The sequence below is a fragment of the Pseudoalteromonas sp. JC28 genome (assembly GCF_013319255.1).
GTDB lineage: Bacteria > Pseudomonadota > Gammaproteobacteria > Enterobacterales > Alteromonadaceae > Pseudoalteromonas.
Genome location: NZ_QOKX01000003.1, coordinates 425392 through 439704, shown reverse-complemented (window position 1 = coordinate 439704; position 14313 = coordinate 425392). Strand labels below are relative to the sequence as shown.

General features: G+C 46.8%; 2 protein-coding genes. Both read right to left on the bottom strand.

Annotated features, from left to right (window positions below; all coding sequences use genetic code 11):
- Window positions 1–33: 33 nt before the first annotated feature.
- The gene (locus DS891_RS09580) at window positions 34–4563 is read right to left on the bottom strand and encodes a non-ribosomal peptide synthetase (protein WP_174169658.1); all 4530 of its coding nucleotides are present in this window, start codon (window positions 4561–4563) and stop codon (window positions 34–36) included.
- Window positions 4560–14312, bottom strand: a complete 9753-nt coding sequence (locus DS891_RS09575; protein WP_174169657.1) for a non-ribosomal peptide synthetase — start codon at window positions 14310–14312, stop codon at window positions 4560–4562. The genes DS891_RS09580 and DS891_RS09575 overlap by 4 nt, the downstream gene beginning before the upstream one ends.
- Window position 14313 lies beyond the last annotated feature (1 nt).

The window sequence follows — 14313 nt, the reverse complement described above, 5'->3', positions numbered from 1 at the left end:
CGGTAACACGCACTGTTGTTGGTGTATGTGGTATTAAGCATTGTTGTACTTCTGTGTAAGTGGCTTGAGGTAATCGCGGCTGACCGCAAAGTTTGGGAGACTGAATTGGGCCAATATGGATTTTAGGTTATCTGTGGCGTATTGGTGGTGACCACCTGAGTCCATACCTTGCTTGAAGTAAAGCTCAACAAAGCTGCGCACAAAGTTGTCATTGAGTTTGTCTTTCCATGTTATAAAATCAAGTGGTTGAATATCGCAACCGAGTTCGTTAAACCAATTATAGATCTGTGCTACATCGGTACTTTGGTCTGACACTAAGTGGAAGTTACTGTTTTGGCCCGTCGCACCTTTCACTATGGCCGTGATGCAGGTTGCCACATAGTCTACGGGAACAATGTTTACCGCCAGCTCGGACGCAGGATAGGCGTGAATATTCAAGCAAGCACGATAAAATTTTAAGAATGCATCATCATTAATAAAGGGTGTTTCTGTGGTTGCCCAAGTGATGGTTCCGGGACGTAAAATATTGACTGGTACGCCGTGTCTTCTCGCTTCAGTAAATAAGGTTTCAGCCATAATTTTTGACTGCTCATACGTTAACTCCACTTCACGCCATGGCACCACTTGGGTATGTTCTACCACAGGCTGAGGTACATCACTTGGTAACGCGTGGTGTACTCCGATAGTAGAAATATAATGCACTGGCTTCACTTGATGCGAGCTTGCTAAGCGGATAATTTCACGGGCGCCTTCGACGTTGGTTGGGTAAAGAGCAGAAAGCGGATCCATGAGGTTAATGATCGATGCATTGTGAACTATCACATCCACTTGTGCACTCAGAGCTTGATAGTCTGTATTGCTTAAACCAAAGTAAGGCTCAGACATAGTACCGCTGATTATCTGAATACGCTCGTGAGGTATAGCTGTAGGCAGGCCTTTTTCTGCTGCGGCCTGCTCCAAGCGTGAGAATCCATGCTGAATATCATCACAGCGCATCAAGCATAGAATACGATAATCCGTAGTATCCAATATTTCGCGCAAAACATAGCTACCTAAATACCCCGTGCTGCCAGTCAATAATAGGGTTTTTGGTTCGGAATTCGAATCATACAGTAGGGCATCAGCAAGGCCTTCGAGTGCTTCAGTAGCCATGCGGTTTAAATCAATGCTCTCAAGCCATGCTTGTTTTGCTTCATTTGCTTTTGCCAGTGCTTCGGACATTTCGCTGAATACGGCATGATTGAAAATCAGGTCAATATCTGCATCAAAACCTGCTGCTAGAAATGCGCTTAGCAGGTTGATGGCATTTAAGCTGGTACCACCAAGTTGGAAAAAGTCATCGTGACGCGATACCTCCGTCACGTTGAGTAAATCACGCCAGATTTGCGCCACGGTTTGCTCAACATGATTGTCAAATGGTGCTTCATATTGTGTTGTCAGTTGCTGCTGTAATTGCGTCAGTTGTACTTTAAGCTGTTTTCTATCAACTTTACTGTTCTGACTAAGAGGAAGTGTGTCTAAGGTAAAGAAATGCGTCGGTAACATGTATTTAGGCAACTTGTCATTAAGTAAGGTGCCCAATTCAGTGAACATGATTTCGCTATCGGTTACTTCTTTGACAACCAGTGCCGCAGCTAAGTTACCATCAGTAGATAGATTGACCACCGCGACGTCTTTTACAGCTGGGTGTGCGGCAATAGTTGACTCTATTTCACCCAACTCAATACGATGACCATTGATTTTGACTTGGCCATCTTCGCGCCCTTGAATGGCAATGATGCCGTCATCCATAATGCAGCCTAAATCGCCAGAGCGATAAAGCCTTTCACCTGTTTGTGGATGTTTAATAAATAGCTCAGCAGTTTTTTGTTTATCGTTTAAATACCCTAATGCCAAACCATCACCTGCAATATACATTTCGCCGGTGACCCAAGTTGGGCAAGGCTCTAGTCGGTCATTTAAAATGTGAATTTGGTGGTTTGCTAGTGGCTTACCATATGGTACTGAAGCAGCATCATCCGCGATGTCTTTGACAGTGTGCTGGATACACCAAATCGCGGTTTCTGTAGGGCCACCTTGGCTGTTCAGGTCAATATGAGGCAGTTGTTGGATTACTTGCTGTGCGAGTTGGACAGGGATCCAATCGCCAGAAAGCATGGCCAGCCTAAGTGTACTGAGCGTCTGATCTTCCGCCCATGGCAAACTGGTCATCAGCATTTGCATTTGCGCAGGCACCGAATTCCACAGACTGACCTGATGCTTGGCGATCACTTGATGCCAGTGGTTTGGATCTCCTCGCAGCTCTTGAGCTGGTAATACCAAAGTCGCTCCAGCTGAGAGTGTACCAAAGATATCCCAAACTGAGAGATCAAAGCCGTAGCTCACCAGTCCTAAGGTTTTATCTTTCGGGTTGATATCATACAGGCGATTAATTTCCAGCACGGTATTCAGTGCTGCGCCGTGCGATAGCTGCACCCCTTTTGGCTGACCTGTCGTACCGGAGGTGTATATTACATAAGCTGGCGCTTCGACAAAAATTTGCTGCTGTCGACGTTGCGTGAATATTTCCAATAAACCTTGAAGGTCCTGCTGCGGAATAGCCGGTAGTAATTGATCTAATGCAATAACAGTGACATCAGAGCCAAAGTCTAGGTTAGCATATTGCAACTCTGTGAGTACGATTTTGGCGCCTGAGTTAGCGATGATTGATTGCTGACGAGCAAGCGGGTGTTTTGCCTCAATAGGTACATACACACAATCGGCAAACAATACAGCAAACACTGCTGCAATTTGTTGTGTGCTTTTGTCTGATACGATTGCAATATGGTCGTTCGGTTTTACCGAGTCGACAAAGGTGAGCCTGATTTGAAGTGCCAACTGTGCAAGTTGTTGGTAAGTCATTTCGCCGTTTTGGTCGATCACCGCAATTTGATCAGGGGTATCTAGAACATGTCGTGCAAATCCAGAGTGCAAATATCCTTTAGCTTGCTCTGTTTTGGTGTCGTTTAGCGCGGTGATGTGTACTTGCGTTTGCTTTGGCAAACTCACCGGGCTGGTGGACTGCCATAGTGCTTCATTATTAGCCAGCCCGTGTAATAGTTCACAAAATGCTTGATGTGCTTGCTCAATCACACCGGCTTGGAAAATCCCTTGACGGATATCCCAATCTACGATCAGCTCTCCACTGCGCTCCGTTGCTTGACAATCAAGCCAGACTTGCGGCGTTTGAGTAATTCCGTAACGCAACTGTGCATCATGCATAAATTGGTTGCTGTCTAACTCATCACCTGACAAACCAAGGGTGCTAGTGTAGACAATTGGTACTATGGTATTGCTTTGCTGTATTTGGTTCATAGCTCGTAATACTTCAACGCCAGTAAAGTCACTGTGTTCCAAATCACGCCAAAGTTGTTGCTGTAACTGACTTGCCCGCTTCGCGAAACCTGCTTGCGGATCTGGCGATACCCCTAACACGTTTACTGCGATAAAGTCGCCAACTACGCCACGGACATCTGGGTGTACATTGGCGCGATTCAACATGGTGAGGTTTAAACAAAAATTAGGATGGCGAGACCAGCGTCCAATTACCTCTGTAAATGCGGCTAATACAAGGCTAGAAGGTGTTAGTTTATGCCTTGCCGCTCGCTCGCCAAGGCGCTGCCAAAGGGTGGGGTCTAACTTAAAATGTAAGCGAGAAAACGCGACGCTTTCCTCGTTGCCTGTACTTTTTGCTCTTGGTAGCTCGGGAGGAGCTGGCAGCGTTTTAATGCGTTCTAGCCAATAGGCTTTGTGCTGTTCATAGCGCTGTGCTGTTTTAGGATGTTCTAACAAGGCTTTGCGTGCGATAACAATATCTCGGTACGAAACCCCCAGAGGCGCAAGAGCACGCTCTGGATGGTTATATAATTCACCGAGCTCGGCGAGCATAATTTGAATGCTAGCAAAATCGGCGATAAGCAAGTCGATAGAAAAATGTAGAATTGACCCTTCACCGGTTTGGCTAAGGTGTAAGTCATATTGTGGCCATTTATCCGGTTGATAGTGGCGGTGAGCCAGCTGTTCACGCAGGCCTAATAGTTTTTGCTGACGAGTTTGCTGGTCAAGCGCTACAAACTCATGCACGCGGATCGCTTTTGGCGTAACCTGTGCGATAATTTGTTGAGTACCATCAAGGTTGATAATAGCGTGTAGCATATCGTGACGCTCAACTAACTTGTGCCAAGCCGTTTGCAGGCGTTTTGCATCAATATTCGGTAGGTCCAACTCAATGTAACTATGACAGCCAACACCACCATACTCAACGGCATTGTTACGGCCAACTAAGTAAGCGACCTGTAAATCGGTTAGTGGAAACGGCTGATAGCGGTCTGCATAATTAGGCTCTATAGCTGCCATTACAGGGTCGCTTAAATAGTCGATAAGCGCTGCTTTGTTGTCTTGTAATTGTGTTTTTAGTGCTGCTGTCATTACTCCAGCAGGGGCCTTAAATTTTAAGTTGCCTTGATCGGCCCACAGGTAAACGCCGCGGCTTTCGAAGTCAGCGATAATACTGGCGATTGTCATAATGTACCCTCTTCAAATAGTTCATCTGTGTCACAGGTTGTGCCGCTTAGGTCACGCCAAGCTTGTGTTATGGCATTAGCGAAGCTGGCAATACTTGGGGCGCTAAATAGTGCTGTAAGTGACACAGATGTTGGAATAATGTGTTGTTGTTGTAGTGTTTGGATAAGCTGTGTTGCACTCAAGCTATCACCACCTATGGCAAAAAAGTCGTCGTGACGAGAGAGCTGAGGGCGTTTTAAAAGTGATTGCCAGATTTTTGCAAGTTGTTCTTCAAGCTCACCTTCAGGCGCCTCGAACTCAGCTTGCTTTAGCTCCAATGCCATAAATTCATTGAGCAATTGCTTTCGGTCAATTTTACCGTTGGCGCTTAGCGGTAATGTCTCAAGTTCTAATAAATGGCTGGGCACCATGTATTCTGGAAGTTGCTGTTCCAGTTGTGCAGTAATTACCTGTGTATCTAGCGTGGCTTGGGCTTCCTTAACAAAGGCGGCAACGAGCTTTTTCGGCTCACCAATCGTTAGTGCAACACCGCGACTTAAGCCTTTAACCTGAGCCAAGGCGGCGTCGATTTCACCAAGCTCAATGCGATGTCCGCGAACCTTAACTTGGTGATCTATTCGGCCTAAGAACTCGAGGTTGCCATCCGGCCAGTAACGACCGCGGTCACCCGTGCGGTACCAACGCTTACCATCAGCCATCACAAAGCGCTGAGCTGTAAGTTTTTTGTCTCCTCGATAGGCAGTGGCAAGGCCCATACCGCCGATCCACAGTTCACCTGCAACCCAATCTGGACAATCACGGCTACATGGGTCTACCACACGATATGTTTGGTTCGGGAGCGGTTTACCGTATGGAATAGATGACCAATGTTCAGGCAACTCACCTTTTACCTCACAGCTGTTTGACCAAATGGCTGCTTCAGTGGCACCACCCATGGCAACTAATGGGATCTGTGAGTGAGTCTTGGCTTGTAATCTTGGCGGTAAATCTAGGCCAATCCAATCACCCGATAGCATCACTTGCGAAAATGGCAGTGGGCGTGCATCGTTTTCAGCAACGACCAGTAGCATGTCGAGCAATATCGGCACTGAATTCCAAGTAGTGACTTGATGTTGATGCACTAGTTCAAGCCACGTAGCTGCGTCTCTACGGCTTGCCTCATTGAGTAATACAACACTGCCGCCAACGCTTAACAAGCCAAATAGATCGTATACCGAGAGATCAAAATCCAATGCAGAAACAGCAAGTACTCGGCTATTGCTGTTGATAGCATAGTGGCGATTTAGCTGGTCAATGGTATTTGCAGTCGCTTGATGACACATTTCGACCCCTTTGGGTTCACCGCTAGAACCTGAGGTAAAGATCACATATGCGGGTGCATCTGTTGCTACTGTCAAGGGGGTTGCCAGTGGCGTAAAGTCCTCTGCATCCGTTACATTGAGGCGAGTGACACCCTGCTCAACGTCTTGGTTGATGTGTGCTTCGTTCGTAAGTATCCAACGGATCCCCGCAGTGCGATGAATTTTCGCTTGACGGCTGGTGGGTTGATGAATACCAATTGGCACATAGCAGCCTCCAGCGGCCATAATGCCAAATACGGCAGCAACCTGATCTACCCCTCTTGGCAAGCTCACTGCCACCGCTTCACTTAGCGATAATCCTCGTTGAGTAAGTAAGTGGGCGATACGCAGTGCTTTATCTGCCAATTGGCCATAGGTCACTATTTGCTCATCAGCTATCAGCGCAACGGTATCGGGGTGCTGACGGGCATAGTCAAACATCGCTTGGTGCAAAGTACGAGGCGTTTGTTCAGCGTAGGTGTTGTTTACTCGGTCTCGCACCAACTGTTGAGATTTGGGTAATGCGTGGCTAAATGCTGTATCCGTTGAAATAGATACTTCGTCCAGTAATGTTAAGAAACGGCTAAACATATTGTCTAGCAACTCAGCTGGAAACAGTGCATCGACGGCATCCCAAGATAGAATTAGCTCACCTCTGAACTCATACATTTGATGATCAAGCCAAACCTGTGGGGTTGCTGACAATCCGCCATCGGTAAATTGCGGTAAATCTTCATTGAAAGAGTCTGCCAGTAAGTCGTCAGCCATCCCTAACGTACTGGTAAAGACAATGGGCAATGCAGCTGCGGTGCGCCCCATAGTTCGGCTACGCTCTCTTTGCACCCACACTGATGAAACTGCTCGGTGATCAAGTACATCAGCAAGTTGCTCTTGTAGTTGCTTTGCATGTTGAGCAATTGTGATGTGCTCGTCAGGGTGGTAAGCAAGGGGGGCCAGAGACGTAAAATCACCAACAATACTGCCAACTTCTGGATGTACATTTTGACGATCAAATAGAGTTAAATTTAAGGTATGTGGATGGCCACCACTGTACTGACTGAGTACTTCCGCATAGGCACTCAGCACTAAAATACTTGGTGTTACATTTTGCGAGCGAGCCGCTTGTTTAATGGCTTGCCACTTGGCTTTTGGCAATCTTGCACTGCGGCGAGAGAATTCGCTGTGTTCAATTTGCAGTGGATCTTGTGCCAGTGGTAGTGCCGCAGCATCCGGCAAGGTAGGTAAACGTTCTTGCCAGTATGCTTGGGCTTCATCTGTGGCTTGCTGGCTATGTTGAACTTGGGTGACATAGTCTCTAAAGGTTAAGGAAAGTGGCGTTAGTTCAGTATCTGGCGCTTGGTATAAAGCAGCGAATTCGCGCAATAACAACATGATGCTATAGCCGTCTAGTGTCATGTAGTTAAACATCAAAGCAAGACGCGTACGCTCAGTTTCACCCGCTTGATATCTTGCAACTTTAATCGTTATCGCATCATGTAAATGTTGGCTATTTTTAGTTTGCCACCATGCGTGAATTTGCGTTCGTGCTTGCTCTAAACAGGTGTAAGTCATTGGATCGATATCCAATTTTGGTATGCCGCTTTGCTGCAACACAACCTGTTGGTTATTATCGCTCACTTGGGCGCGCAACATATCATGGCGTGCATACAGCTTTTTCCATGCGAGCATCATTCGCTCGGTATCAAGCGTTAAACTATCGAGTTCGAGTAAGTAGTGAGTGCCGCAATTAAGCGGGAAGCCCGGGGTTTGGCCTAACCAATAAGCACTTTGTACTTCAGTCAGTGCAAATAGTTCAAACTGATGTTCGGGTCTAGCTACAATTTGCTTGCACTGTGTGGCTTCATGCATCTCAAGTGTTGCTGCAAATGCACCAAGCGTTGGGCTGGCAAACAAAGTGCGTAAAGGTTGCTTGGTCGACAACCCTTGTTGGGCGAGCTGAGTTAGGAATTGGGTCGCGACCAACGAATCGCCACCGAGTGCAAAAAAGCTGCTTTCTAGGCCAACATTGGCAACCCCAAGTAAGTCTTTCCAAAGCTGTGCAACTTGAAGTTCGTTATCTGTTTGTGGCGCTGTTACAGCCACTTCAACGCTAAGTTGGTCGTCAAACTGGGTAGCAAGTTGTTTTCTATCTACTTTCCCATTAGCGCTTAGTGGCAGTGCATTTAAGGCTAAGAAGTGACTCGGTACCATATAATCTGGCAAAGAAAGAGCAAGTTCTGTTTTTACTGCATCGAGATCCAGTTCCGTGCTTTCATCCATTACCAGTGCAGCAACCAACATTTTAGGCTCGCTAATGGTTAATGCCACTCCACGAGAAATGCCTTTAATACGGGCGAGAGCCGTATCAATTTCACCCAGTTCAATACGATGACCGCGTACTTTCACTTGGTGATCTATACGCCCTAAGAACTCAAGGTTGCCATCTGGCCAGTATCTACCTCTATCGCCGGTACGATACCAACGAGTACCTTCGTGGTTGACAAAGCGCTCAGCTGTGAGCTTTTTATCTCCCCGATACGCACTAGCAAGGCCTGCGCCACCTATCCATAGCTCACCTGCAACCCAATCTGGGCAGTCGCGTCCGTAGGCATCGACGACACGGTAGGTTTGGTTCGGTAGTGGTTTACCGTAAGGAATGGAGTTCCAGTGAGCTGGAATGTCGTCTCTTACCTCACAGAAATTCGACCAAATAGCTGCTTCTGTTGCGCCACCCATAGCGATAAGTGGAACTTCAGCTTTATTTTTGGCTTGTAAACGCGGTGGAATATCTAGGCCAATCCAATCACCTGACAACATCACTTGTTTGAAAGGCAGTTGCCTGTCATCTTGCTCTGCAACGATGAGCAACATATCCAGCAGGACGGGTACAGAGTTCCAGACAGTGATATTATGTTGGTGCACGAGCTGTAACCATTCGCTGGCATCGCGGCGGTTTTCATCACTGAGCAACACAACTTGGCCCCCCACACCGAGTAAGCCAAAGATATCGTATACCGACAAGTCGAAATCCACTGCAGACACTGCTAATACACAGCTATGTTTATCAATTTTATAGAGTTGATTGATTTGATCTATGGTGTTTGCGGTTGCCTGATGGCACATTTCCACCCCTTTTGGTTCACCAGTCGAGCCCGAGGTAAAAATAGTGTATGCAGGTTGTTCTGGTGATACTTCTATAGGCATTGCTTGTGGTGTACTTGCTGTAGCCACGTCCAACCTTATCACTGACTCGATGGATTCGACTTCTAAGTGATCACTGTCAGTAAGCACTAATCGGATCCCTGCTATGCGATGTATTTTTGCCTGACGGCTCGCAGGCTGATGGATCCCGATTGGCACGTAACAACCGCCCGCAGCTATAACTCCCAAAATAGCCGCAATTTGATTTATGCCACGTGGCAAAGTGACTGCAACAGGTTCTGCTGGTTCGAGCTGATGTTGCTGCAATAGCGCTGCAATACAGAGCGCTTGCTCACATAGCTGTGCATAACTGACATGCGAGTTTTCAAATACCAGTGCCGTGTCGCAGGGATTTTGCTGTGCGTGCGCAAAAATAGCATGGTGCAAAGTGCGTGGTGTTTGTGGGCGTTCGGTGTGATTTACCGCGAGACGTGTATGCGCTTGTGCATCAGGTAATGGTAAGGACAACTCCTCTTCCCAGCTGCTATGACACAGCTTTTCAAGCGCACCAACATAGCTGTTGAACATGTCATCAATCATACCGGCTGGGAAAAGTGCATCCACCGCATCCCAAGATAGAATAAGTGAACCATCAAATTCGTATAATTGATGGTCGAGCCAAACTTGCGGTGTTTGTGATAAACCTCCAGGTACAATCTTGGGGAAATCGCCGTTTGAGTTTTCAAATAAGCCGCCACCAAGACCCAAGGTGCTGGTAAATACCACAGGCAGCGCTGCTGATGTGAGTGTGCTATGGCGAGCTTGTTCGCGCTGGATCCAAATGGATGAAATTGCTTTGTGTTCAATAGCCTGTGCAATTTGCAGCTGCGCTTCCTGCGCTTGTGCCAATAATGAGTCACCAACATTTTTACGAAATGCGATGGGGGCTAATGTGGTGAAGTCACCAAACACTTTATTGATATGCTCGTGCACATCTTGGCGGTCAAACAGGGTTAAATTGAGCGTGTGATCACCTTCGCTCCAGCGCCTCAGCACATTGCTGTAGGCCGTTAATAGTAGTACTGAAGGGGTAATGCCATAGGATCTCGCTTTATTCTTAAGTGCTTGCCAAGTAGTCGCATCTAGTTGTGCTTCGCGGCGCACAAATTCAGGTTTAGTAATATTTTGTGGGTCTTGTACCAGTGGTAATTGTGGCGCAGGTGGTAAGGTATTAATCTGTTCTCGCCAGTATGCTTGTGCAGCTATACGCTCAGCATCATTGTGTTGCACTTGGATCACGTAGTCTCTAAACGAAACATTAATCTCAGGCAAGTGATAAGCGGGATCGTTATAAAGGCTTGCAAGCTGATCTAGCAGCAATTTAATGCTAAACCCATCGAGCGTTAAGTAATCAAAAATGATCCCTAAACGGGTCTTATTAGCACCATAATTTACGGCGCAAATACGGTGGTTGGGTAACGTCACAGACTCATTTTGGTCGTGGCTTTGTAGCGCTTGTTCACAAATTCTACGCCAAAACTGGTGGAGATGATCCCGAGCAGCATTGGCGTGATTATTGGTTTCTGATTTCAAGCTCACTTGTGCGATAGACACCGCAGGTAAATGAGACAGCAGTTGTTGCTGACCGTCTGGTGTGATCACTGCTCGCAGCATCTCATGGTGCTCAACCAGTTGGTCCCAAGCTTTTGCCATACGTTGAATATCGACATTTTCTCCCTCCAATTCTAGCAAATACAAAGTGCTGCAGTTAAGCGGCAATCCCGGTGTTTGGCCCATCCAATAAGCACGTTGTACCTCGGTGAGAGGGAATGGTGCATAACGATTATCTAGATCTGGCACTATTTCGAGTTTTGTTATCGGCGCGATGCTTTCTAAACGCGCTGCGTAGGCGCTTAATTGAGGAGATGAGAATAAGTCGGGCAGTGGTTTTGGAGATGCCAAACCTTGTTGTTTGAGCTTTGCAATAAGCTGAGTCGCAATTAAGCTATCTCCACCTAACTCGAAGAAATGGCTTTGCTGACCGATTTGCTCAATCCCCAGTAAAGACCGCCATATATTGGCAAGGCATTTTTCGTTGTCTGTTTGCGGCGCGGTTAAACTCAATGCACACTGCTGCTGCGTGGCAGCCAGCTGGTTGACAAGTGCTTTTCGGTCTATTTTACCATTGCTACTGAGTGGCAGCTGCGGTGCAAATTCGATATGGCTTGGCACCATATAATCTGGCAGTAGCTTGTGTAATTGGCGTTGTATGGCAGCGTTATCTAACGTGTTTTGAGCAGCTAAGACCACAACACTCGCTAGGCTTTTAGGCTCGCCAATGGTCACGGTAACAGCGCGCTGAACACCATTAATATTGGCAAGGGCTGTATCAATTTCACCCAACTCAATACGATGCCCGCGTATTTTAACTTGATGATCGATGCGTCCTAAAAACTCGAGGTTGCCATCAGGCCAGTAACGACCTTGGTCGCCAGTGCGATACCAACGCTCGCCATGTTGCTCAACGAAGCGTGCTGCCGTTTGTATGCTATCACCACGGTAACAAGTTGCTAGACCAATACCGCCAATCCACAGCTCACCAGGAACCCAGTCTGGGCAATCTTGACCGTGCTTATCAACAACGCGATATTTTTGGTTTGGCAGAGGTTTACCGTATGGGATTGAGTGCCAATGCAGTGGCAGTGGTGAGCGAACTTCACACCGGTTTGACCAAATCGCTGCTTCTGTTGCGCCACCCATTGCAATAATAGGTGGATTGGTGGCGCTGATATGTTGTAGCCGAGGAGGAAGGTCTAAGCCTATCCAATCACCAGACAACATCACCTGCTCAAAGTGCAGTTGGCGGCTATCTTGTTCCGCCGTGGTCAAAAGCATATCTAGCAATATCGGAACAGAGTTCCAAATAGTTACCTTGTGTTGATGTACCAGCTCAAGCCATGCTTGTGCATCACGGCGCTGCTGCTCATCAATAACGACTAGCTGTCCGCCAACACTTAACAAACCAAAAATATCATATACAGAAAGGTCAAAATCAAGCGCTGAAACCCCGAGCGCACAGCTATCTTGGCCAATTTGATAGTCTTTATTGAGCTGATAAATGGTATTGGCAGTGGCCTGATGACTCATTTCAACCCCTTTGGGTTCACCTGTAGAGCCCGAGGTGAATATGATATAGGCGGGATTTGCAGGGTCTGTGATAACAGCTGATTCAAGTGGCTCAGCTAAAAGCGCTTGTTGAATATCAATACATTTTACTGCTGGGTCATGTTCTGGATCGTCACCAATAGCAATTGCTAGCTTGACCTCTGCGGTTCGATGGATCTTTTCTCGCCGTGATTGAGGCTGGTGAGGTCCTATAGGCACATAACAGCCACCGGCTGCCAGTACTCCAAGTATCGCTATGATCTGCTCAGCGCTTCTGGGTAATGTTACGGCTACAGGTTCTGCACCATTCAGCCCTTGTTGCTTCAAATAAGCGGCTATGCGTAGCGCTTTTTCTGCGACGGTGCGATAGCTTAACCGTTCGGTGTTGAATATTAATGCAGTCTTATCTGGGTGTACCTGAGCACCTCTAAAAAATGCTTCATGCAATGTATGTGGGGTATAAGGTGCATCGGTGTTATTGGCTGCTTTGCGTTGGATTTGCTGATACTCTGGCAGGTCAATAAGATGTAATGCGTGCCATGCGCTGCTATTTGCCGCTAGGTTTTCAAGTAATGCAACATAGCTTGCAAACATGGAATCAATTAGCGACTCTGGGAAAATCTCATCCACAGCATCCCATGCCAGCATCAAACCTTCATCAACTTCATACACTTGATGGTCTAACCACACTTGCGGCGTCTGCGAGATCATATAGTTAAATTGACCCAATACCGTGTCTTGTTGCGACAGAAGTGGGGTGCCTAAGTTACAGGCAAATACGATAGGTGCGCTCACACCCTGTGCATAACCGTGTTTTACTAAATCGCGTTGGATTTGCACTGCGGAATAATCACTGTGTGCAACGTTTTGGTGAAATTGGCTTTGTATTGCTTTTGTATGATCAATAAAACCTTTAGCTTCACTAAAATCACAATCTAAAAGCAATAGATTGGTGAAGTCGGCAACCACGTTTTCAATGCCTGGGTGCTGAGTCTTGCGATCAAAAAGTGGTAAGTTCAGTGTGAATTTCTGCTCGGTACTAAATTTGGCAAGTACGTACGCATAACTAGTGACGAGCAACATAGCGGGCGTCACTTGATGCTGTTGTGCGGTATTTTTAAGCGTCTTCCACTGGTACTGGCTCAAGGTGTGCAAACGGCGAGAAAATGTTGGTCGAGTGATCGCTCGAGGGTCGCAACGAAGGGGAAGCTGTGGGCCCGAAGGTAGAGTTGCTAAACGCGTTTGCCAATAAGCTTTGTCTGCTTCAAACTTATCTTTATTTTGTGCATTTTCAAACGCTAGGTACTTTGCGAAGCTCCAGTGTGGATCCGTGTTGAGTGTACCGCCATGATAAAGCACCGCAAGATCTTTCAATAAGATATTTAAGCTCTGCACGTCAGCGATCAGTAGATCTACATCAAAGTGGATCCGACATTTTCCTTCGGGAAGTAAACTCAATTCCAGCCCAAGGGTTTGACCATACTCAATACCTAATTTTCGGTGTGATAGACGGCTGCGGATTTGTTCTGCCGCTTTAGTTGCCTCATCAAGAGTTAGTGACCTAAAGTCGTTAATTGCAAGCCCCGGAGTGGGAAGCTGTGAATGCACTTGCTGGGTACCAGATTCAGTAAACTGCGCACGTAGCATGGGATGATAGTGATAAAGTGCATGCCAAGCTTGTTCGAGCCTAATTGGATCGATGTCTTGATTGTCTATTTCCAGATAGGCGTGACAACCGACGCCACCAAGCTCTTGCTCATCTTGGCGACCAATCCAATAGGCATATTGCACGTCAGTGAGCTCAAACTCTGCGTAGGGATCTATATCGGGTAGTTTAGGGGCTTCAGTAACTTCGACATCAGTATCAATTTGCGTACATAAAAGTGTTATCCAGTCGCTAAGAACTGGTTGTTCAATCAGTTTTGAAAAGGTCACTTTTGCGCCTTGTTTTCGCCACTGATTGACCAAACGCATCATATGCATTGAGTCTAAGCCAAGTTCAATAAGGTTGGCATCTAGCTTGTCTTCAAGCGGTGTTTGCACAAACGCTTGTACATGTTTTAACAGCTGTTTCTTATTTAGGGGGGTCTTTACCTGTGCCATG